The sequence below is a fragment of the Xanthomonas sp. NCPPB 3569 genome, assembly GCF_041475645.2.
Classification (GTDB): Bacteria; Pseudomonadota; Gammaproteobacteria; order Xanthomonadales; family Xanthomonadaceae; genus Xanthomonas; species Xanthomonas phaseoli.
On sequence record NZ_CM192969.1, the window covers coordinates 899,836 to 921,522 of the forward strand.

A 21,687-nucleotide genomic window follows, 5' to 3' on the forward strand; every position below is an offset into this window, starting at 1 on the left:
GAATGGATAAAAGCAGTGCGCTGACGCTCTACGATTCCCCATTCCCCATTCCCCATTCCCGATTCACCCGGTCTCCAGCCCGTGCTTGCGCAACTTGCGATACAGGGTGTTACGGCTGATGCCCAGGGCGTCGGCGGTGCGGCTGACATTCCAGCGGTGGCGTTCGAGTTGTTGCTGCAGCACCAGCCGCTCGGCCTGATCCAATGCAACGCGGCCGGGCATATCGTCGGCCGCGACCGCACGCGCATCGACCAGGCAAGGTGCGCTGCCCGCGTCGACGATCTCCTGTGGAAGATTCGGCAGGCGAATCACCTCGTCACTGCACAGCACGGCCGCCGTGCGCAGCACATTGCGCAATTGGCGCAGGTTACCCGGCCAGGCGTAGCTGAGCAGCTTGTGCAGCGCATCTTCGCTGATGCGCACGCTGCGCTCGCTGTTTTCCTCGCGCAGCAGGGTGCGGATCAGCTCGGCCTTGTCGCTGCGTTCGCGTAGCGGCGGCAGGTGCAGCACCACACCGTTGAGGCGGTAGTACAGGTCCTCGCGGAATTCGCCGGCGGCCACCATCTGCGCCAGGTCGCGGTGGCTGGCGCTGATCACGTGCAGTTCCAGCGGCATCGCCCGGTCGCTGCCCAGCGGGGTCACGCTCTGTTCTTCGAGCACGCGCAGCAGTCGCGTCTGCAGCGGCAGCGGCATGTCGCCGATCTCGTCCAGGAATAAGGTGCCGCCGCTGGCCTGCAGCAGCTTGCCGTGGCGGCCTTCGCGCGCAGCATCGGTGAACGCGCCGCGCGCGTAGCCGAACAGTTCGCTCTCGATCAGCGCCTCGGGGATCGCCGCACAGTTCACCGCCACGAACGGCCGCGCCGCCCAGGGCGAGCCGCGGTGAACCGCCTTGGCGAACTCCTCCTTGCCGGTGCCGGTGGCGCCGCACAGCAGGATCGACACGCGATGCGCGACCAGCTTCAGCGCGTTGTCCAGGTTGTGGCGCATGCGCGGATCGGAGCCGACGTGTTCGCGTGCGTAAGTCGCCTCGCCCTCGCCGGCGGGAGTGGCGTGCGCGCCGCCAGCAACCACGTTGCGGCGCGGCGGCTGCGCCAGGGCGAAGAAGCGGCGTCCGTGGCAGGCACAGCGGATCGACCAGAGCGTGCTGGCAGCATTGCGCGCACGCTGCTCCACGGTGTCGAAATCCAGCTGCATCACCTGCGAGATGTCGCGCCCGACCAGCAGGCTGCGATCGCCCTTGCCGAGCTGTTCCAGCGCCGCTTCGTTGACGGCCAGCACGCAGCCGTCGTTGTCGATCGCCATCAGCGCCTCGTGCAGCAGGCCGGCGAACTCCGGGCGGCTGTGGAAGCGCAGGATCCACGCATGCCGGTACTGCTCCAGGAAATACGAACGCGCGATCTGTGCCGCCGACATGCGCACCAACGCGCTGGTGTGGCGCTGTACCAGCTTGGTGTCGCGCGCGTCCGGCGTGGACGCATCCAGCACCGCCAGCAATTGCCCGTGCGGGTCGAGGATTGGCGCACCGCTGCACGACAGCGGCAGGTGCCGTGCCAGGTAATGCTCGCCGCGGTGCACGCCGAGCGCGCTGCGCTCTACCGCGCAGGTGCCGATCCCGTTGGTGCCCTGGTAGCGCTCGGCCCAGCTGGCGCCGCAGAACAACCCGGTCTGGCGGAATTCGCGCAACAGTGCCGGGTCCTGCACGCTGTGCAGCAAGGTCGCCTCGGCGTCGGCGAACACCACGGCGTAGCCGCCGCCAGCGATCTGCTCGTAGAGGTTCTCCATCTCCACCTTGGCGATGCGCAGCACTTCTTCCAGCCGCTGCTGGCGCTCGCGCAGGCCGCTGCCGTCGTGGACCATCGGCAACGGGGCAGCATCCGGACTCAGCCCATACTCGTCCAGGCAGCGCTGCCACGAGCGCGCCAGCGCCGGCGGCAGCGGTTCGATCTGGCGGAAGCGGCGCATCCGCGCCAGCAACGCGGACTCGGCCTCGGCAGCGGACGTGGGCCCGGCCGTGGCCTGCAGGAGGTTGGCGACAGTCACTTCCGACACGTGGCGCTTCCTCGGTCCCTACCCGGGGCCAGAGCGGCAGTGACGCATAAACCGGGGCGCGGCTCAAACCGCGGTGCAGCAAACGCCGGGATTGCAGATGCGTTGAATCGGATCGGCAGCGAGGTGGCGCGACGAATACCGCCGCTTAGCACGGCTGCGGCATGCGCCTGCCGTCCTACGCCATTGCTGGACCACCGCGGTTGGGCACGTCCATGCCGCGTTCCAGCTCGGCTTGCCTGGCTTGTTGCAGCTCCTTGCCGATCGCCAGGTTTGCCGCCTGCAGCTTCTGGTCCGATTGCTCCACCGGAGTGTTGAGCGCCTGCTCAACGTTCACCGCGGCGCGCTTGTGCGCTGGATCGCGCGGGTCGCCCTGCACAACGACCAGGTAACCCTTGCTGCTCAACGTCACCTCGTCCGCGCGATCCAGCGCGTTGGACGCAAGCGGGAAGTCGTTGTGCGCAGACAGCCCGCGGTTGTCCCGGCAGGCGGCCAGGGCCGCTCGACTCAATCGCTCGCTGGCCTCGTCGTAGGGTTTGCCGATGTCTTTGTCGATCTTGCCGACGCCATCGCGGATCTGGTTGAGCAGGGTGTGGTTCTGGTGATCGGGATCGTTGGGGTTCGCTGGTGCCAAACGCTGTGGCGCCGGGCTTGCAGGAACCGGTGTTTCCTGCGCGTCACGCCGCTCGCGCAGTTGCGCCGGTGTTGGCACATGCAGCAACGTGTCGGTCGTGCCGTTCTTGCTCACCTTCAAGTCGACGCTTTGATCGGCATTGCCGACGCGCTTGACGTCGCCACGTTCCACCGCGCTCCACTTGCCGCCGACGAAGGCCGTGCCATGGCCGTTGCCGTCGAAGACCGCGAACTCGTTGTCCGCGCCGAACAGGCTGGACGACTGTGCAGACACCTTGCCGCTCTTGTTCTTGACGTTGTAGCCGAAGGACGTGTCCTGATCTAGCGCAACGATCAGCCTCTGCGCCTGTCCGTTTTGCAGGAACAAGGTCTTGATCGCGTCGTACTGGTGACGCGCATCGGGATGCGCGGTGTCGTTCTTCAAGTCGATCGGGCTGCGCAGCGGATCGGCAGCAACCGCATTGAATGCGTCGTGCAGCGGGTTGCCTGGCTGTGCTGCACGCAGCTTGTTGAAGACCTCGGTGCCGGCGAGCGCATGATGGACCCCGGTCTCGATGTAGTCGGGAATGTCCTTGCCGTCCTTGACCTTGTTCGGCAGCATCGCATCGACCTTGCTGACCACCTCGTCCACGCTGGTCAGGCTGCCGTCCTTGATCCCATTGATGATCTTCGGGTACTGGCCCTTGCCCGCCTGGTTCTCCAACTTCATGACCACGGTCGCGAACTTGGCTTGGTCGTCGAGGCTGGCATTCTTGTAGAGATCGGTCTGTTGCAGCTGGTGCAGCGCGCCGCCCGGGTCCTTGTTGCCGTCACCTGGACGCATCAGGCGCTCGACCTGCGTTCGGTCATGAGCGTGCACGAAGCTCACCCCGTCATCGGACGCCAGGAACTTGTCGAGGTTGCCGCGCACCGTTTCGTCCAGCGCGCGATTGTTGTCCGCCTTGATGGCCTTGCCGTCGCGTTGCAGGTCGGTGGTGGTCTGGGCCTTTTCGCTTTCCGACAGCGTCAGGCTCGGCGTCTGCTTTGCGGCCCAGGTCTGATAGGCGGACACCAGGTCGGCGGCCACCTCCGGGTGTGCGCCGAAGTCGGTCTGCAGCGTGCCGATGGTGAAGCCGCTGTTCCCTACCGGCGTCATCTTGCCGTTGGCGGTGGTGCCGGCGAAGGACAGGTGGTAGGCCACGTTCTTGGGGCCGATGCTGCCCTCGGACGACACGCCGATCGCGAAATACGCCAGCGTCTTCAGTTCGGTATCGCTTAATTGCGGCTTGGTCGTGGTCGTGCCGTTACTTGGGTCTGCCATGTCCGTTCTCCTTAACGTTGTGCACCCTTCGATGGCGATCCGCGCTAGCCCGCCGCGCCGTCGCCGCAGAGTTTGAGGTTGGTGCGCGCAGCGTGGATCACCCCCAGGTAATCGTCGATGATCGCGGGGCTCATGCCGTCGGTGATGGCCTCATCGCTGCGTCTGGCGTCGTCGCGGTAGGGCGCCAGTGCCTCCAGGCACCGGGCATCGTCGCCTAGCCTGTGCTGGGTGATGGCGTAATCGTTGCGAATCGCCCCTTCGTCGCTGAAGCTGGAAGTGGCCAGGCAACTACGGTAAAGCGGCGCCAGTGTCGTCTCTGCTTTCACATAGTCCTTTTGATCGTAGAGCGACTGGAACGCTTTGCGCGTGCGCTGCATGGCTGTCGGTTCGCAAGTCGCCGCCAGCGGCAGGTAATCGCCTTCGAAGCTGCCATTGCCGCCGCAATACTCCCGACACGCGTTTTCGCTGCCGCTCGCGGCGCGGATCGCGGCGCCTGCCCCAGCCTTGGCGATCTCCAGGGCGCAGGCGCCCGGACGATCGCCGTCGTATACCGCCGCCTGGGTGTCGCGCAACTTGCCATTGAAGCTGCAACTGGCATCGGCGTTGAGCGTTTCCAGCGAGAAGCTGGCGGTATCTTGCGCCTCGGGCACTATCGTGAGCTGCCCCCAGCCGCGCTCTGTGGCGTAGTGGCCTGGCGAAGGCAGCTGTGGCGCAGTCGTGGTGTTCGCGGGCGCAGCGGGCGAAGGGATGGCGCCAGCGTGCCCGATCTCGGTGGGGATTGAAGCAGCGGGGGAAGATGGCTGCCCGGCGTTGCCGCATCCGCACAAGGTGGCGATGCACAGCGCCAGGCAAAGGCGGACAGCGTTGTTCGCCTGGGTCAGGTTTCCGCTGGACGGAACACACACATTTCCCATGGCATCCTCCATTGACGCGAACCCGACGAGCCTATTCCCTCGTCAGCGCCTCGGCAAGCGAAGCAGGGCGCCCGGTCGGCGTTACAACGCGTAGCCGAACTGCTGCTTGAACTGGTCGTTGAACTCGGCGAAGTCGAAGCGCTGGTTCTGGGTGCCCGGGTGTTCCACTTTCAGCGCCCCCATCAGGTTGCCCATGCGGCCGATGGTCAGCCAGTCGTAGCCGCCCTGGATGCCGTAGATCAGCCCGGCGCGGAATGCATCGCCGCAGCCGGTCGGATCCACCACGCGGCGCTCGTGCGCCGGCGGAATGTCGTAGGTTTTTTCCGGCGTATGCACCAGCGCGCCCTTCGGGCCCTGCGTGGTGATGTAGGCCTGCACGCGCGAGACGATGTCTTTTTCGTCCCAGCCGGTGCGCTCCTGCAACAGGTTCGACTCGTAGTCGTTGACCACCACGTACTGCGCCTGTTCGATGAACTGGCGCAGCTCCGGGCCGTTGAACAAGGGCATTGCCTGGCCGGGGTCGAAAATGAAAGGAATGCCGCCGGCAGCGAACTCTTCCGCGTTCTGGATCATGCCTTCGCGCCCGTCCGGGCCGACCAGGCCCAGGCTCACGCCCGGCACATCCTTCACGTGGTTTTCGTAGCTGCGCATCATCGCGCCCGGATGGAAGGCGGTGATCTGGTTGTTGTCGTGGTCGGTGGTAATGAACGCCTGCGGGGTGAACAGGTCCTCGATGATCTTCACCCGCGACAGGTCGATGCCCAGCGTTTCGAAGTGTTCGCGGTACGGGCCGAAATCCTGGCCGACCGTGCCCATCGGGATCGGCGCGCCACCGAGCAGATGCAGGTTGTAGGCGATGTTGCCGGCGCAGCCGCCGAACTCGCGGCGCATGCGCGGCACCAGGAACGACACATTCAGGATGTGCACCTTGTCCGGCAGGATGTGGTTCTTGAACTGGTCCGGAAACACCATGATGGTGTCGTAGGCGAGGGAACCACAGATCAGTGCGGACATCGAGTCGGGCCTTTGCGTTGGGAAAACCCGCCAATTGCCGGGCATGGCAGCGGGACGGCGCGTGCGCCGCGGCGCAAAGGGTAACGGCTGCGGCCGATCAGGGCCAGAACCGCATGCCATGGCCGGCGTGACCGCCACATGAAAACGGGGGCGAAATCGCCGATTTTTCCTTGCTCACCCCGGGGGGGATTGCTAGGCTAGCCGATTTCGTTTTCTGCCCAAAATTTCGCCAGTCTGGCGGCGGGCACGCGACTTACCCAGGAACGACTCCCTCGATGTTCAAGAAACTCCGCGGCATGTTCTCCAACGACCTGTCCATCGATCTGGGCACGGCCAATACGCTGATCTACGTGCGCGGACAGGGCATCGTGCTGAACGAGCCGTCGGTGGTTGCGGTGCGTCAGGATCGTGCAATCGGCGGCACCCGCTCGGTCGCTGCAGTCGGTGCGGAGGCCAAGCAGATGCTCGGCCGTACCCCCGGCCACATCACCACCATCCGTCCGATGAAGGACGGCGTCATCGCCGACTTCACCTACACCGAGGCGATGCTGAAGCACTTCATCAAGAAGGTGCATAAATCGCGCTTCCTGCGCCCCAGCCCGCGCGTGCTGGTGTGCGTGCCGGCTGGCTCCACGCAGGTCGAGCGCCGCGCCATCAAGGAATCCGCGGAAGAGGCCGGTGCGCGCGATGTCTACCTGATCGAAGAGCCGATGGCGGCAGCGATCGGCGCCGGCATGCCGGTGACCGAGGCGCGCGGTTCGATGGTCATCGACATCGGCGGCGGCACCACCGAAGTGGCGGTGATCTCGCTCAACGGCATCGTGTATTCGCAGTCGGTGCGTGTGGGTGGCGACCGTTTCGACGAGTCGATCACCAACTACGTGCGGCGTAACCACGGCATGCTGATCGGTGAAGCCACGGCCGAGCGCATCAAGCTGCAGATCGGCTGCGCCTACCCGCAGGACGAGGTGCAGGAGATGGAAATCTCCGGCCGTAACCTCGCCGAGGGCGTGCCGAAGATGATCAAGATCAACTCCAACGAAGTGCTCGAAGCGCTGCACGAGCCGTTGTCGGGCATCGTCTCGGCAGTGAAGCTGGCGCTGGAGCAGACCCCGCCGGAACTGTGCGCCGACGTCGCCGAGCGCGGCATCGTGCTCACCGGTGGCGGCGCGCTGCTGCGCGACCTGGACCGCCTGATCTCCGAAGAAACCGGCCTGCACGTGCAGGTGGCCGACGACCCGCTCACCTGCGTGGCCCGCGGCGGCGGCCGTGCGCTGGAGTTGGTGGACATGCATGGCAATGAGTTCTTCGCGCCGGAGTAATGGAGCTGGGAATGGGGAATCGGGAATGGGGAATCATGAAGGCATTCCCCGCCTACGGCCCTGAGCGGTTGCGACGCGATCCCGCCCCTGTGAGTTTTCGCCTCAATCGTCTCGGGGACAGCCGACTGCTTCCCGATTCCCCATTCTCGATTCCCCATTCCCGGCCCTGACAGTGCCCTCCTACGCCGGTCCTCCCGTCGCCTCCCGTCCGGGCGAAGTCACCTCCACGCTGCGGCTGCTGGTCTATCTGGTGCTGGCGGTGGTGCTGATCGCGCTCGATAGCCGCGGTGGTTGGCTGAGCCAGGTCCGCATGCAGGCCAATCTGTTGATCCAGCCGATCTGGGCGGTGGCCGGGCTGCCGGGACGCATCGGCTCGCAGGTGCGCGACAACGCCGCAACGCATGCGCAACTGGTGGAAGAGACCCGGGATCTGCGCAATCAGCTGTTGGTCGCCAATGCGCGCCTGACCCGGTTGCAGACTGCGGCCCTGGACAACGCGCAACTGCGCGAACTGCTCAACGTGGCCGAGCGCCGCGGCCTGGATGTGCAACTGGCGCCAATCCTGAACATCGATCTGGATCCGACGCGCCAACGCCTGCTGCTGGACGCCGGCAGCCGCGAAGGGGTGGTGCTGGGCCAGGCGGTGATCGACGCTGGCGGCCTGATGGGGCAGGTGATCGAAGTCACTCCGCTGCATTCCACCGTGTTGCTGCTCACCGACCCCGACCACGCGGTGCCGGTCAGCGTGGCGCGCAATGGCGTGCGGCTGATCGTCTACGGGCGCGGCGACCGCCTGGAACTGCGCGACATCCCGCTCAGTGCCGGCGTGCAGGTGGGCGATGAAATCGTCACCTCGGGCCTGGGTGGCCGCTTCCCGGCCGGCTTCCCGGTCGGCAAGGTCTCCGAATTGCATCCCGACGATACCCACGCCTTCCTGGTCGGCGAACTGACCCCGGCCGCCAAGCTCGATCGTGGCCGCGATGTGTTGCTGCTGCGTGCCGGAAAGCCGTTGCGCGTCGTGCCCGGGGCCGAGAATGGGGAATCGGGAATGGGGAATGGCAACGGCAACGGCAACGCCGCTGCGTCAGTGAATGCGCCGGTGACCGCGACACCGCGCACTCCGGCGGCCGATGGCTCCAACGCAGTGGTCGATCCGGCCCGTACGACAGCGGGCATCGGGACCGCACCCCGCTCGCAACCGACGCCGGCACCTGCCGCGTCCGGCGCCTCAGGCGCGCAGCCAGCAGGGGTAGGGACCGGCGACTCGGGAACTAGGAACGGCAGCAGCGCGCCAGCGCCAGCGGGTCGGGCGCCAACTACCGCACCGACGCGTGGCGCTGCCTCTAACGATTCCCGACCCCAGACTTCCGATTCCCGCCCGGCGTCAACGCAGGGCTCGCGGGCGGCGGTAAATGAACAATCGGGAACAGGTAACCGCAACGCCTCACCGTCGCGGAGCACCGCTCCTGCCGATTCCCGACTCCCGATTCCCGATTCCCGTCCGGCTCCGCAGGAGACGGACCAATGACCCGCATGCGCAACACCTGGATCCTGCCAGCGAGCATCTTCATTGCGCTGGTCCTGGGCCTGCTGCCGTTGCCGATGGTGGTGCAGCCGCTGCGGCCTTACTGGCTGGCGTTGGTGCTGGCGTACTGGGTGATCGAGGAGCCGGACCGGGTCGGGCTGGGCCTGGCCTTCGTGGCCGGCGTGCTGGCCGACCTGCTGTATGGCGGGCTGCTCGGCGAACAGGCGCTGCGGCTGGTGATCATGACCTTCATCCTGCAGCGCTTCCGCGCGCGCATGCGTTTTTTCCCGGTCTCGCAGCAGGCGCTGGCCATTGGTGGGCTATTGCTCAACGACCGCATCGTGTCTTCGGCGGTGCACCTGGCCGTAGGCGAGCCGACCCTGCCCTGGAGCTACTGGTGGGCGCCGCTGCTGGGCATGGCGCTGTGGCCGCCGTTGTTCGTGGTGCTGGATGCGGTGCGGCTGGGCAAGCGGGGCAAAAAGTAAGCCATGCACGGGCGCCGTCATCCCAAGAATCCGCATGCGGAGGCCGAACAGTTCCGCCGCCGCGCGGTGCTGGGCTTTGCGATGGTGGTGATCTGCCTGGTGGGCCTGGGCGGCTGGTATTTCAAATTGCAGGTGCTCGACCACGAGGTCTACGCCACGCGCTCGGAGGCCAACCGCATCAAGCCCAAACCGGTGGTGCCCGGGCGCGGCATGATCTACGACCGCACCGGCCGGCTGCTGGCCGAAAACGTGCCGGCGTTTCGTCTGGACGTGACCCCCGACAAGGTCGCCGACATGAACGCCATGCTGGACGCGCTGGGCAAGGTGATCCCGATCGCGCCGGAGGATCTGGAGCGCTTCAACCGCGAGCGCCGCGCGCGCCGCAGCTTCCTGCCGGTGACGCTCAAGCTGCGCATGAGCGATGAAGAAATGGCACGGTTCGCGGTGGAGCGCTGGCGCTTTCCCGGCGTGGAGCTGGAGCCGTACCTGACCCGGCGTTATCCCTACGGGCCGTTGTTCGCGCACATCATCGGCTATGTGGGCCGCATCGACGAAAAAGACCTGGCGGTGCTGGGCGAGGGCAATGCTGCGCTCACCCACATGGGCAAATCCGGACTGGAGCGCTACTACGAGCAGGATCTGCGCGGGCAAGTCGGTTACGAGCAGGTCGAAACCAATGTCCAGGGCCGTGCCATCCGCACCGTCGGCCGGGTCGCGCCGCAGTCCGGTGCGGATCTGCGGCTGTCGGTAGACGCCGACCTGCAGCGCGCGATGGTGGCCGCCTTTGGCGAGCACGAAGGGGCGGCGATCGCGATGGACCCGCGCACCGGCGAGATCCTGGGCATGGTCAGCCTGCCCAGCTACGACCCCAACCTGTTCGTCAACGGCATCTCGCATACCGATTTCAAGATGCTCAACGACAACCCGTCGCGGCCGCAGTTCAACCGGCTGGTGCTCGGCGGGGTGGCGCCAGGGTCCACGCTCAAGCCGCTGATCGCGTTGGCCGGCCTGGATAGCGGCCTGCGCCGGCCGGAAGACCGGGTGCTGTCTACCGGCATGTTCTATCTTCCCGGCGTCAGCCGCGGCTGGGGCGACTCGCACCGCGGCGGCCACGGCTGGACCGACCTGCGCAAGTCGATCGCCCAATCGGTCAACACCTATTACTACCGCCTGGCGGTGGACATGGGCATCGAGCGCTTCGACCACTACATGGGCGAATACGGCTTCGGCCAGCCCACCGGGGTGGACCTGCTGGGAGAAATCGGCGGCATCCTGCCGTCGCCGGCCTACAAGTACAAGACGCGCAAGGAGCGCTGGTATCCGGGCGACACCGTCAACATCGCCATCGGCCAGGGCGACTGGAAGGTCACGCCGCTGCAGCTGGTGCGCGGCGTCTCGGCGATCGCCAGCGGTTTGCTGCTGCGCCCGCACCTGGTGCTGGAAGAGCGTACCGGTTTCGATCATCCCTGGGAGCCGATGATCCAGCCGCCCGGCAAGCCGATCAGCCAGAGCCCGGCGCATCTGCAGGTGGTACGCGAGGGCATGATGGACACCATGCGGCCCGGCGGTACCGGCTATGCGATCACCCCGGGTGCGCCGTACCAGATGGCCGGCAAGACCGGCACCGCGCAGGTGGTCAGCCGCAAGGGCGTGGCGGCGGTGGACCCGCGCAGCCTGCCGTTGCACCTGCGTCACCGCGGCCTGTTCGTCGGTTTCGCGCCGGCCGACAATCCAGTCATCGCGGTGGCGGTGGCGGTGGAAGGCGGCGGTTTCGGCACCAGCTCGGCAGCGCCGATCGCACGCAAGATCTTCGATGCCTGGCTGCTGGGCAAGATGCCCGCCGGTCTGGAGCCGCTGGACAGCGAGCTCGGCATGACCGCCGTAGGTGTCAACCAGTTCGAAGCCGGCGTCACCGACGCGCGCGCAGCCGGCGACGCGGCCGCTGCCACGCTGGACGAACTGCCGGTGGTGATCGGCCACAGCGCCGTTGCGCTGGACCCCAACACCCCCGCGCAACCGGTCGTGCCGGATGTGCCGGACGCGGTGCAGGAGACCGACCATTGAGCGACATCCTGCGCTGGTTGGTGGACATGGCCGCGCGCTTTACGCGCAGCCTGGACTGGGTGCTGTGCCTGGCGCTGGGGGGGCTGATGGCCATCGGCCTGTCGGTGCTCAAGAGCGCCGGCGGCACTGCCAATGGCGAGCATCTGATGCTGGCGCAGGGCATCCGCTTCATCATCGGGGCGGCGGCGATGTGGGGTATTTCGCGCATGTCGGTGCTGCGCCTGCGCGCCTGGACGCCGTGGGTGTACGGCTTGTCGATGCTGCCGCTGCTGGCGGTCTTCGCGCTGGGCACCGGTAAGTACGGCCGGCAGTGGCTGGACCTGAAAGTGTTCTACCTGCAGCCGGCCGAGCTGCTCAAGATCAGCTTGCCGATGATGGCGGCCTGGTATCTGCACCGCATGCCGCTGCCGCCGCGCATTTCCACCGTGCTGGTGACCGGCGTGATTATCGGCGTACCCACCGCGTTGATCATGCTGCAGCCGGACTTCGGCACCGGTGTGTTGATTGCTGCCAGCGGCGTGTTCGTGCTGCTGCTGGCCGGCCTGCCGTGGTGGTGGGTGGCCGTGGGTGTGGGCGGTGTGTCTGCGGCTGCGCCGGTGGCGTGGTTCTGGCTGCTGCGGCCGTACCAGAAGGACCGCATCATGATGTTCCTCAACCCCGAGAACGACGCGCTTGGCGCGGGCTGGAACATCATCCAGTCCAAGATCGCGATTGGCTCGGGCGGGTTGAACGGCAAGGGCTGGGGCCTGGGCTCGCAATCGCACCTGAACTTCATTCCCGAACAGACCACCGACTTTGCGTTCTCGGTGCTCAGCGAAGAATTCGGCTGGATCGGCGTCGCCACCGTGCTGACCTTGTACCTGATCGTCATCGGCCGCTGCCTGTGGATCGCCTCGCAGGCGCGCGACACTTATTCGCGCCTGGTTGCCGGCGCCACCGGCCTGGCGTTCTTCGTCTACGTGCTGGTCAACGGCGGCATGATTTCCGGCCTGCTACCGGTGGTGGGCGTGCCGATGCCGCTGATGAGCTACGGCGGCACCTCGGCGGTGTCGTTGCTGGCCGGTCTGGGGCTGGTGATGGCGGTGAAGTCGCATCGCCCGGTGCATGGTTACTGAGGCGTGCCGATTGCGTGGGTCAACGCATAAGGCGGTAGGTGCGGAGACGGCAACTGGAACTGATTGGCAGCGCTTATTTGGGGAGCCAAGCGCAAGCGATCCAATCTGAACAAATCGTCGAGCGTTGTAGCTCCTTGCAACGCCGATACACCGGCGTAGGCTTGCTTCGTTCGTGTGGCGCCGGGTTCGCGTGCGCTCTGCATGCACGGACAGTGCTCCGTAGAGTCAGCCACTCCATTGCAGCGTTGGCGTCTGCACCGAGTCGCCTGAACAAGCGCGTGCCATTCCTTTTTCGGGTGATCTCTTCCATGAAACTGCTAACCGCCGCCATCGGCGGTGTCTGTTTATCGCTCTGTGCGCAAGCCGGCGCCGTTACGTTTGCTACCGGCGATACGCGCGCGGTCGCGCAACCGGCGATTCCCGCCACTTGCCAGCCGTCCTTGAAGGCCAGCCAGACGCCGGCCGGGCGGCAATTCGACGCCGCGCTGGAAAGCGCGCCCCCTGATACCAAGGCCATCCAGGCCGCGCTCAACGCCTGCAAGAACGGAAGCGTGCTGTTGACCAGCGGCAGAGGCAACGCGTTTCTGACCGGGCCGTTGTCCATCCCGGCCAACGTCACCCTGGTCATCGACCAGGGCGTCACCTTATACGGCTCGCGCAACCCGGCCGACTACGGTAGCGGTTGCGGCACTGCCGGTTCCAAGAGCGGGGCTTGCCTGCCGTTGATCAGCGTCAAGGGCAGCAATGCAGGCGTGATGGGCATCCGCACCGGCGGGCGGCAGGGCACCATCGATGGGCGCGGCGATCAGACCATGCTGGGCAAGAGCACCACCTGGTGGGAGTTCGGCGAAAACGCCAAAAAGGCCAACCAAGTGCAGAACAGCCCGGACCTGATCAAGGTGCAGAATTCCAGCGAGTTCACGCTCTACGACGTCAACCTGATCAATGCGGCGTACTTCCATTTCTTCTCGCATATCGTCAATGGCCTCACCGTCTGGGGCGTGCGGGTCAAATCGCCCGCCAGCAGCCCCAATACCGACGGCCTGGATCTGGACAGCGTGGTCAACGCCACCATCCACGACAGCGACGTGATGGGCGGCGACGACTGCGTGGCGATCAAGACCATTGCCTCCAGGTCGGCCAACATCACCGTGCGCAACAGCCGCTGCTATGGCACGCATGGCATCTCGATCGGCAGCGAAGTGATGTCCGGCGTCAGCAACGTGCTGGTGGACAACAATGCGCTGGTGTCCACCGACGATGCAGGTAACCGCAGCACCGACAACAATGGCCTGCGCATCAAGACCAGCATCGTCAAGGGCGGGCCGGTCAGCCAGGTGACTTATCGCAACACCTGCCTGTACGGGGTGACCAGCCCGGTGGTGATCAACCCGTTCTATGCCAGCGGCAGCAGCGGTACCACGCCGACCTTCAGCGCCATCGTCGTGGATGGATTGCGCAGCGCCAACGATGCCGGCGGCAAGGGATGGATCCTGCGCGGCTACGATGCGCAGACACCGCAGGATCTGGTGCTGGCCAATGTGGCCATCGGAAGCACCTCGGTGACGGTGACCGCCAGCAATGCGCAGATCGGGCTCAGCAACAGCGCGCTGACACCGACCGGCACCGGAGTCACCACCGGCCCGGTACAGGTCAGTGGCGCGATCCCCACCTGCTCGGGCGCTCCCCGCTTCCCGGCACTGTGAGACACCCGGCGCGGCCCTCCAACGGCCGCGTCCGACCGGCGGCTACCGCGCAGCGCTGCACCCGCCGAGGTGGCGCAGTTGCGAACGCGTCTTCCGCCAATCCACCCCGCATGCGCAGCTGCCCTGCAGCTGCACGATTAGCGTGCGTGAGACGAGCCGTCGCTGCCTGAACTAGACGAGCGCAGGCGACGACCGCGCTGACGAGTTGCCGTTCCAGGTTCTGCCCATCATCCAGCCAGAGCCAATCGCACGGCCCGGCATCGGCCTAAGCCAAACCATACGACCCGGTCTTGGCCATGGCCCACAGCAACTTCCCAAGTCTGACGCTGGGTGCAGCCTCAACCGTAAACGTAAAACTCCGTTTCTATCCTCGACTCATCCCACTCCCCACTCCCCACTCCCCACTCCCCACTCCCCACTCCCCACTCCCCACTCCCCACTCCCCACTCCCCACTCCCCACTCCCCACTTCCCACTTCCCATTCCCCATTCCCCATTCCCCATTCCCCATTCCCCATTCCCCATTCCCCATTCCCCATTCCCCATTCCCCATTCCCCATTCCCCATTCCCCATTCCCCATTCCCGAATCCCGAATCCCGAATCCCGAATCCCGAATCCCGAATCCCGAATCCCGAATCCCGAATTTGCTGCAACACCCCTTGACTTGATCCAAAGTCTTTGCGTTTCATGGCCTTATTGCCAGAAGTTCATCTGATGTCTGTTACCCTCGGCCGATGATTCGACGCACCCTGACCTGCCTGCTCACCCTCGGCCTTGTCGCCTGCGCGACCCAGCCCAGCCCTCCGCCCCCGCCACCGGCTGCCAGCGCGCCGCCGGCCAAGCCGCCGATTGCGCCAGTCGCGTCAGCCACGCCGGCCAGCGCTGCCGCCGAGGCGCCCGCGCTTCCGCCAGTGGACCTGGCCCCGGTGCCGTTCGAGATCGCCCGCGCCAACTTCGTGCGCGACACCTCGGCCAGGTACGGCATCGATGCCGCGCAGATCGAAGCGACCCTGGCGCAGGCGCAGTTCAAGGACGCCATTGTCACGGCGATGTCGCGCCCGGCAGAACGGGTCAAGCCGTGGAACGAGTACCGGCCGATGTTCATCACCCAGGCGCGCATTGATGGCGGCCGCAAGTTCCTGGCCGAACACCGCGCCGAGCTGAGCAAGGTGGAGGCTGCCACCGGCGTGCCGGCGCAGGTGATCGTGGCCATCATCGGCGTGGAAACCAGCTACGGCAGCAACGCCGGCAAATACCGCGTGCTGGACGCGCTGTACACGCTGGCGTTCCGCTATCCGCGCAGCGGCGACCCGGCCAAGCTCGAACGCGAAGTGCGCCGCGAACTGTTTTTCCGCGATGAGCTCGGCCAGCTGTTCGCGCTCGGCAAGGAAGAGCAACTCGACGTCACCACCCTGATCGGCAGCTATGCCGGTGCGATGGGCATGGGCCAGTTCATGCCGTCCAGCTATCGCCAGTTCGGCGTGGATGGCGATGCCGACGGCAAGCGCAATCTGTTCACCGACTACAACGACGTGTTCGCCTCGATCGCCAACTACTTCGTCAAGAAGGGCGGCTGGGTGCGCGGCGGGCAGGTCGCGGTCCCGGCCACGCTGGCCGCCGGGCACGAAGAATTCAACCCGGCCGACTGGTCGCCGGTGTACACGCTGTCCGACCTGTCGGCACGCGGCTATCACCCGAGCGCACCGGTGGTGGCCGGCAGCACCGCCACTCCGATCAGCCTGGATGACGCCAACGGCAAGCAGTACTGGCTGGGCTTCCAGAACTTCTACGCGATCACCCGGTACAACATTTCCAAGATGTATGCGATGGCCGTGTTCCAGCTGTCCGAGGCCATCGCCGGCAAGGAGTTACCCCCGGCATGAACAGCATTGCAGGCCCCAAGTGGCTGATCTCGATGGCGCTGATGCTCGGCCTGGCGGCCTGTAGCAGTGCACCGAAGAAGACTGCCGGCGGCACCGGCAGCGGCGCGATCAAGGGTGTGAAGGTCGAAGGCAAGGGTCCGGCGTATGTCGCCACCGGCTGCCCGTCCACCTCGCCGTATGCGCCCGCCAAGGAAGACCCGTCCACGCGTGGCGACTACACCGCTGGCGGCTTGTACAAGCCAGGCGTGAAAGACTCCACGCCCGATCATGTGCCCAATGTGGCCTGCATCCCCGAGCCGCTGGTCACCAACGAGCCGCGCTCGGCGGTGGGCAATCGTTCGCCTTACGAAGTGCTGGGCAAGCGCTACGTGGTGATGGACAACCCCGGCGACTATGTCGAACGCGGCACCGCCTCATACTACGGCAACAAGTTCCATGGCCGGCTGACCTCCAACAAGGAGGTCTACGACATGTACGCCTTCACCGCCGCGCACAAGACCTTGCCGCTGCCCAGCTTTGCGCTAGTCACCAACACCGACACCGGCCAGTCGGTGGTGGTACGCGTCAACGACCGCGGCCCATTCCACGACGGCCGTGTGATCGATCTGAGCTACGCTGCTGCGGTGAAGTTGGGCATCACCGGCAAGGGCACCGGCAATGTCGAAGTCCGCGGCCTGACCGAAGCCGACAACGGCAACCTGCTCGCCAAGCGCCGCAGTGGCCAGGCAGCGGTGAATACCGCCGTTGCCACGGCGCGGCCGGCCGCCAGCGCCAGTCAGATCGATGGCCTGGTGCAGCGTCTGCCTACCCGCACCGTGCCGCCGCGTGCCGCCGCGACCGCTGCCGGCACTGCGATTGCCACACCTGCCGCTGCATCCACTGCCGGTGCGCCGGTCATTGCGGCCGGCGAGCGTTGGCGCTATCGCGTCGCCGATTCGCGCCAGCCTGGCAATGCCGACAACTTCGATGCCTGGATGAAGGCGCAGGGCGTGCGCGTGGCAACAGGCAAGCCGGCTGCTGCGGCCCCGCGCCCGGCCGCGTCAGCGTCTGCCGTCGTACCCGCCGCGGCGCCGCCCGTGGCGGTTGCGGCGGTCAAGCCTTCCGAAACCACTGCCTCGCGCCCGCTCAAGGCCGAGCCAGCGCCCGCCAAGGCACCCAGCGCGGCCGAAGCTGCGCTCGGCGACATCCTGCTGCAGGTCGCCAGTTTCGCCAGCCGCGAAAACGCCAATCGCGCACTGTCGCAACTGGCCTCGGCGGGGATTGCCGGCGCCAGCGTCAGCGACATCGTCAGTGGCGGGCGCACGCTGTGGCGGCTACGCGTGAATGCACGCGACCACGCAAATGCCTCGGAGATTGCCCAGCGCATCGCCGGTCTTGGCTTCGGTCGCCCGCAGATCGTGGCCAATTAGCGCCGGGCGAGTCGGTGACTGCGTCAGCCAATGACGCGCGCGAGCGCATGCGTCACTGGCGCGCCAGCTAGGTCACCTTGCTTGAACGCCAGCGCGCCGGTGACTGCGTTGGCCCATCAGCCACGACGCAGCAGGCGCTCGCGCTTGCTGCGCCGGCCGTCATGGAACAGCTGGGACGCGCCAGATTGGTTGGCAGACATTGCCTCTCCACAGTGCGGGCGCGGGCACGGCCGGAATTGGTACGCCCCTCGTGCATTTCGAGACCCATCGCTGTTGCATCCAGCAAACCGCTCAGCGCCACAGTCGCCTGTTCCAAGGTCGCTCCAAGCGACGCCGAAGCTGTGCGTGGCGCCTCCGGCAGCGCTCCGCAGGCGCCACGCGCATGGCGCCATCGCTGAACTGTGCAAGCGCTCGCATCTTGCAACGCGTCGCCCTGATCGCCGTGGCGCCTTACAATTTCGCATTGCCCAGCTTTCGGGCCCGTCAGGAGTCGTTCTTCAATGAAATTCCGCTTCGCCGCCGCTGCCGTGGCCACGTTCGCCTTCGGCCTGGTCTGCGCCCAGACACCTGCGCCGCAGCCGACTCCTGCCGTGGCTGCCGCCCCGGCCGCCTTGCCGGTGCCGCCGGCGCCCGCCCCGGCCGTGTCCAAGTCCTGGATCCTGATGGACTACGCCACCGGGCAGGTGCTGGCCGGTGAGAACATCCACCAGCAACTGGCGCCGGCCAGCATCACCAAGGTGATGACCTCCTACGTGGTCGCCGCCGAGATCAAGAACGGCAAGGTCAAGCGCGACGATCAGGTCATGATGAGCGAACGCGCCTGGCGCGAAGGCGGCGCCGGCACCGACGGCAGCTACAGCGGCTTCCCGGTCAACCAGACCGCGCGCCTGGAAGACATGGAAAAGGGCATGGCGATCCAGTCCGGCAACGATGCCGCCATCGCGCTGGCCGAGCACGTGGCCGGCAGCGAAGAAGCCTTCGCCTCGCTGATGAACAGCTACGCCGCCAAGATCGGCATGAAGGATTCGTACTTCGTCAACGCGCACGGACTGAGCGCCGAAGGGCATCACTCCACCGCCTACGACCTGGCCCTGCTGGGCCGCGCGATGGTGCGCGATTACCCGGAGACCTACGCCTATAACAAGATCAAGGAATTCCAGGTCGGCAGCATCAAGCAGAGCAACCGTAACCGGCTGCTGTGGCGCGATCCGGCGGTGGACGGCATCAAGACCGGTCACACCTCCGAAGCCGGCTACTGCCTGCTGAGCTCGGCCAAGCGCGGCGATCAGCGCCTGATCGCCGTGGTCATGGGCGACAGCTCCGAAGAACAGCGCGCCACCGATAGCCTGGCGCTGCTCAACTGGGGCTTCCGCTTCTTCGAAACCCACAGCCTGTACGCGCCCGGCAAGGTCGTCACCAAGCAGAAGGTCTGGAAGGGCCAGCAGGACGAAGTGCAGCTCGGCGTGGCACAGCCGCTGCTGGTCAGCCTGCAGCGCGGCCGCTACAACGATCTCAAGCCCAGCATGGAAGTGCCCAAGAACCTGCAGGCACCGATCAAGCAGGGCCAACAGGTCGGCACCGTGAAGGTCAGCCTGGACGGCAAAGTCATCGCGCAGGCCCCGCTGGTCGCCATCAACGCCGTCGAAGAGGGCGGATTCTTCAAGCGCCTCTGGGACGCGTTCTGGATGTGGTGGGAATCGGAGTGATCCAACGAAAAAGCCGGCGAAAGCCGGCTTTTTCCTTGCGGGAATTGGGGATTGGGCATTCGGGATTGGTAACGCCAGAGCAGCATTGAATCGCCAGCAGTCCGCTCCCACCAATCCCCAATCCCGACTCCCCAATCCCACCCCTCAAAGCATCCGACTGATCGTAAAACTGCCATACACCGGCGTTTCGCGCTGGGTGTCGAATTCGCGGGTGCGGTGGTAGCGGGCGAGGGCGAATTTCCAGCGGCCGTACATCACCGCCAGGCCGTAGCCCACATCGCCGACGAACGGGCGCTTGTCCACGCTGTGGCTGTTGCGGAAGGTGTTGCCGTCCAGCGTGATGTCGCGGATCACCCAGCGCGCATCGGTGGTGACGAACAGGTGGCCGGACCAACCGCTGGCGCGCCCGAGCCGGCTGGGGGCGGTGTTTTCGCCCGCGGGGCGGGTCGGGGTGCTGCCGAAGTCGTCCGGCAGCTTCCAGCCAAAGCGGGCCTCGCCGCCGGCATTCAAGTGCGTGGCCATGTTGCCGACCGCACCACCCCAATGCGAAATGAAATCCCAGCCAAAGCCACCGGCATTGCCGCTGGCATCGGCCGGCCAGCGATGCATACGCTCATGCACCAGGTTGATCAGCGGCTCGTTGTGCAGCTGGTTGTCCCAGCCCTGGAATTTCTCGTCGCCGAGCGCATCGTGGATCGCATCCTGCGCTTCCTTCGCAAGCGCCCACGGGCCGACGACGCCGACCTGCAGCTGCGTGGTGCGCAGATGTGCATCGTTACGCGCGTTGTAGCCGAAGCTCGCCAGCAGGATGCCGGCATACGGGCGGTCGTCCGGGATGACGTCGCGGCGGGTGTAATCGGTCGGAGTGAAGATCGCCTGGCCGATCGAGAACACCATGTTCTGCTGGTCGAACTCGCCCGGGTGCAGCCGCTCCAGATAGCTGTTGACCCACCGCGCAGTCCGCGGCAGGCATGGGTCGTCGGTGTAATCGACCAGGTTCGGCGACACCAGCGTCAGCACCGCACCGTTGGAATATCCCTGGTCCTGATCTTCACCGCCGAACAAGTCGTTATCGACACGGAAGTTCACCGCAGGCGGCGTGCGCCCAAGACGGCTGGAATCGCACTGATCCGCCGCCAGGGCCGGCAACGACAGCCCGGAAAGAGAAAGCAGCAAGGCAGCAGACAACGCGCGCGGTCGGAGCATGGAAGGCCTGGGGAGGTGAGCTGGAATCGGAAAAATGCCTGCGTCTTCTGTTGCGCCGTGTGAACGCGCACGTCATCTGCCACGAGGAAAGCGAGCTGTAGCAGATGCCGAACACATCCGTGCGCGGTGTCTGTGTGGCAGTGACAGCCCTACGCAGTAGACAAGCGCTGCCGCCATGAAAAGCTGGCGCCGATAGCATATGATCCGCCGCGGGGGAACCAGCCCCAAGGAACGGCGGCCTTCGCAGGCCAATTCATTACCAACGGATCGCGTTTGCCAACGGCAGCGCAGGTGTTTAGGGGACTAACATGAGCAAGACGATTTCTGTGGGCGCAGCGGTGCTGTCCAGCGTGCTGGGCATTGCATTGGCCAGCGTGAGCGCGCCGGCGTCGGCCGGGTTCAAGGACGCCTTCAAGGGCTCCGCGCAAGATCAGCGCAAGGAGGGCGTGGCGCAGATCCCGACCTGCACCAAGTCGTTGGGCAGCCTGTCGGTTATCGAGCCGGAAGATGCGGTCAACTGGTGGTCTGGCCAGCAGCTGCCGGCGCCTTCCAAGTTGATCAAGGTGTTCGTCAACAAGTCGCGCTGCTTCACCCTGGTGGATCGCGGCGCCGGCATGGCGGCCTCGCAGCGCGAGCGCGATATGGCAGCCAATGGCGATCTGCGCGCCCGGTCCAACATGGGCAAGGGACAGATCCGCGCGGCCGATTATGTGATGACGCCGGACCTCATTTCGCAGAACCACAATGCCGGCGGCAGCGCCATTGCCGGCATGCTGGGTGGTCTGGTGGGCGGCAATGCCGGCAACCTGGTCGGTGGCCTGAACCTCAGCAAGAAGACCGCTGACGTGGTGCTGACCATCACCGATGTGCGTTCCTCCGAACAGGTCGCCATGGCGGAAGGCAACGCCAAGAAGACCGATTTGGGCTGGGGCGCGCGTGGCAACGTCTTCAGTGGCGGCGACTACGGCGCGGCCGGTGCGGGCGGTTACGCCAATACCGAGATCGGCCAGGTGATCACGCTGGCATATCTGCAGGCCTACACCGACATCGTCAGCCAGCTCGGCGGGCTGTCCGGCAATGCGGCGGCGTCGAACACGCAGCAGGCGGTTACGGTCACTCGTGCAGGGCGCCTGCTGGCCAATGCCAAGGGCACCGGTGCGGCCGTGCGCACGCTAGAGCCGGGCATGATGCTGTACCCAACCGGGACCAAGGAAGGCGTCATGTGGAAAGTCGAGGACGAGATGGGCAACCGTGGGTGGGTCTCCTCGGCCATGTTGGAACTGTCCAAGTAAGCCGCTGATGCAATTGGCGCCACGCTTGATCGCACTGGCGTAACGCAGCGGGGCCCGCGCGGTCCCG

General features: G+C 66.0%; 15 protein-coding genes. 10 read left to right on the top strand and 5 right to left on the bottom strand.

Going from position 1 to position 21,687, the window contains the following annotated elements:
- Positions 1-63: 63 nt before the first annotated feature.
- The 4 genes from ACCQ03_RS03755 to ACCQ03_RS03770 form a co-directional block, all read right to left on the bottom strand.
- Positions 64-2,049, bottom strand: a complete 1,986-nt coding sequence (locus tag ACCQ03_RS03755) for a sigma-54-dependent Fis family transcriptional regulator (RefSeq protein WP_209225758.1) — start codon at positions 2,047-2,049, stop codon at positions 64-66.
- A gap of 175 nt (positions 2,050-2,224) precedes the next feature.
- The gene (locus ACCQ03_RS03760; RefSeq protein ID WP_150145511.1) at positions 2,225-3,979 is read right to left on the bottom strand and encodes an XVIPCD domain-containing protein; all 1,755 of its coding nucleotides are present in this window, start codon (positions 3,977-3,979) and stop codon (positions 2,225-2,227) included.
- Positions 3,980-4,023: 44 nt separating this feature from the next.
- The gene (locus ACCQ03_RS03765; RefSeq protein WP_057678715.1) at positions 4,024-4,551 is read right to left on the bottom strand and encodes a hypothetical protein; all 528 of its coding nucleotides are present in this window, start codon (positions 4,549-4,551) and stop codon (positions 4,024-4,026) included.
- 423 nt (positions 4,552-4,974) lie between these two features.
- Positions 4,975-5,907 carry a carbohydrate kinase family protein gene (locus tag ACCQ03_RS03770; protein ID WP_057678714.1) on the bottom strand — a complete coding sequence of 311 codons (933 nt, stop codon included), beginning with the start codon at positions 5,905-5,907 and terminating at the stop codon, positions 4,975-4,977.
- A gap of 275 nt (positions 5,908-6,182) precedes the next feature.
- Here ACCQ03_RS03770 and ACCQ03_RS03775 point away from each other — a divergent pair, with 275 nt between their 5' ends.
- The 9 genes from ACCQ03_RS03775 (at position 6,183) to ACCQ03_RS03815 (ending at position 19,122) form a co-directional block, all read left to right on the top strand.
- Positions 6,183-7,229 carry a rod shape-determining protein gene (locus ACCQ03_RS03775; protein WP_003482734.1) on the top strand — a complete coding sequence of 349 codons (1,047 nt, stop codon included), beginning with the start codon at positions 6,183-6,185 and terminating at the stop codon, positions 7,227-7,229.
- A gap of 172 nt (positions 7,230-7,401) precedes the next feature.
- Positions 7,402-8,757, top strand: coding sequence for a rod shape-determining protein MreC (gene mreC / locus ACCQ03_RS03780; protein WP_057679951.1), 1,356 nt, complete (start codon positions 7,402-7,404; stop codon positions 8,755-8,757).
- On the top strand, positions 8,754-9,239 hold the full coding sequence (mreD, locus tag ACCQ03_RS03785) for a rod shape-determining protein MreD (protein ID WP_005911183.1): 486 nt from the start codon (positions 8,754-8,756) through the stop codon (positions 9,237-9,239). Before mreC ends, mreD begins: the two co-directional genes overlap by 4 nt.
- A gap of 3 nt (positions 9,240-9,242) precedes the next feature.
- Positions 9,243-11,303 (top strand): penicillin-binding protein 2, encoded by a 2,061-nt coding sequence (gene mrdA, locus ACCQ03_RS03790; protein WP_057679950.1) that lies wholly within the window; start codon positions 9,243-9,245, stop codon positions 11,301-11,303.
- A complete protein-coding gene (gene rodA, locus ACCQ03_RS03795) occupies positions 11,300-12,418 on the top strand; it encodes a rod shape-determining protein RodA (protein ID WP_017155401.1) in 1,119 nt (372 codons plus the stop codon). The genes mrdA and rodA overlap by 4 nt, the downstream gene beginning before the upstream one ends.
- 308 nt (positions 12,419-12,726) lie before the next feature.
- Positions 12,727-14,124 (top strand): glycoside hydrolase family 28 protein, encoded by a 1,398-nt coding sequence (locus ACCQ03_RS03800; protein WP_209225756.1) that lies wholly within the window; start codon positions 12,727-12,729, stop codon positions 14,122-14,124.
- A 734-nt stretch (positions 14,125-14,858) separates the two neighbouring features.
- Positions 14,859-16,007 carry a lytic murein transglycosylase B gene (gene mltB, locus ACCQ03_RS03805; RefSeq protein ID WP_057687025.1) on the top strand — a complete coding sequence of 383 codons (1,149 nt, stop codon included), beginning with the start codon at positions 14,859-14,861 and terminating at the stop codon, positions 16,005-16,007.
- The gene (locus ACCQ03_RS03810) at positions 16,004-17,416 is read left to right on the top strand and encodes a septal ring lytic transglycosylase RlpA family protein (protein ID WP_209225752.1); all 1,413 of its coding nucleotides are present in this window, start codon (positions 16,004-16,006) and stop codon (positions 17,414-17,416) included. The genes mltB and ACCQ03_RS03810 overlap by 4 nt, the downstream gene beginning before the upstream one ends.
- Before the next feature lie 500 nt (positions 17,417-17,916).
- Entirely contained in the window at positions 17,917-19,122 is a 1,206-nt protein-coding gene (locus ACCQ03_RS03815; protein WP_017155354.1) for a D-alanyl-D-alanine carboxypeptidase family protein, read from the top strand.
- A 144-nt stretch (positions 19,123-19,266) separates the two neighbouring features.
- On the opposite strand, the gene ACCQ03_RS03820 is transcribed toward ACCQ03_RS03815, so the two are convergent.
- Positions 19,267-20,328, bottom strand: a complete 1,062-nt coding sequence (locus ACCQ03_RS03820; RefSeq protein WP_008577896.1) for a lipid A deacylase LpxR family protein — start codon at positions 20,326-20,328, stop codon at positions 19,267-19,269.
- 308 nt (positions 20,329-20,636) lie between these two features.
- Between ACCQ03_RS03820 and ACCQ03_RS03825 the strand changes: the two genes are divergently transcribed.
- Positions 20,637-21,620, top strand: coding sequence for a CsgG/HfaB family protein (locus ACCQ03_RS03825; RefSeq protein WP_209225750.1), 984 nt, complete (start codon positions 20,637-20,639; stop codon positions 21,618-21,620).
- Positions 21,621-21,687: the final 67 nt, after the last annotated feature.

What these genes read in the sequence shown, in the direction of transcription:
- mreD (WP_005911183.1), top strand. Translation starts at nt 8,754, where the DNA reads ATGACCCGCATGCGCAACACCTGGATCCTGCCAGCGAGCATCTTCATT.
- ACCQ03_RS03825 (WP_209225750.1), top strand. Translation starts at nt 20,637, where the DNA reads ATGAGCAAGACGATTTCTGTGGGCGCAGCGGTGCTGTCCAGCGTGCTG.
- mrdA (WP_057679950.1), top strand. Translation starts at nt 9,243, where the DNA reads ATGCACGGGCGCCGTCATCCCAAGAATCCGCATGCGGAGGCCGAACAG.
- ACCQ03_RS03800 (WP_209225756.1), top strand. Translation starts at nt 12,727, where the DNA reads ATGAAACTGCTAACCGCCGCCATCGGCGGTGTCTGTTTATCGCTCTGT.
- ACCQ03_RS03775 (WP_003482734.1), top strand. Translation starts at nt 6,183, where the DNA reads ATGTTCAAGAAACTCCGCGGCATGTTCTCCAACGACCTGTCCATCGAT.
- ACCQ03_RS03760 (WP_150145511.1), bottom strand. Translation starts at nt 3,979, where the DNA reads ATGGCAGACCCAAGTAACGGCACGACCACGACCAAGCCGCAATTAAGC.
- ACCQ03_RS03810 (WP_209225752.1), top strand. Translation starts at nt 16,004, where the DNA reads ATGAACAGCATTGCAGGCCCCAAGTGGCTGATCTCGATGGCGCTGATG.
- mltB (WP_057687025.1), top strand. Translation starts at nt 14,859, where the DNA reads ATGATTCGACGCACCCTGACCTGCCTGCTCACCCTCGGCCTTGTCGCC.
- ACCQ03_RS03770 (WP_057678714.1), bottom strand. Translation starts at nt 5,907, where the DNA reads ATGTCCGCACTGATCTGTGGTTCCCTCGCCTACGACACCATCATGGTG.
- ACCQ03_RS03815 (WP_017155354.1), top strand. Translation starts at nt 17,917, where the DNA reads ATGAAATTCCGCTTCGCCGCCGCTGCCGTGGCCACGTTCGCCTTCGGC.
- ACCQ03_RS03820 (WP_008577896.1), bottom strand. Translation starts at nt 20,328, where the DNA reads ATGCTCCGACCGCGCGCGTTGTCTGCTGCCTTGCTGCTTTCTCTTTCC.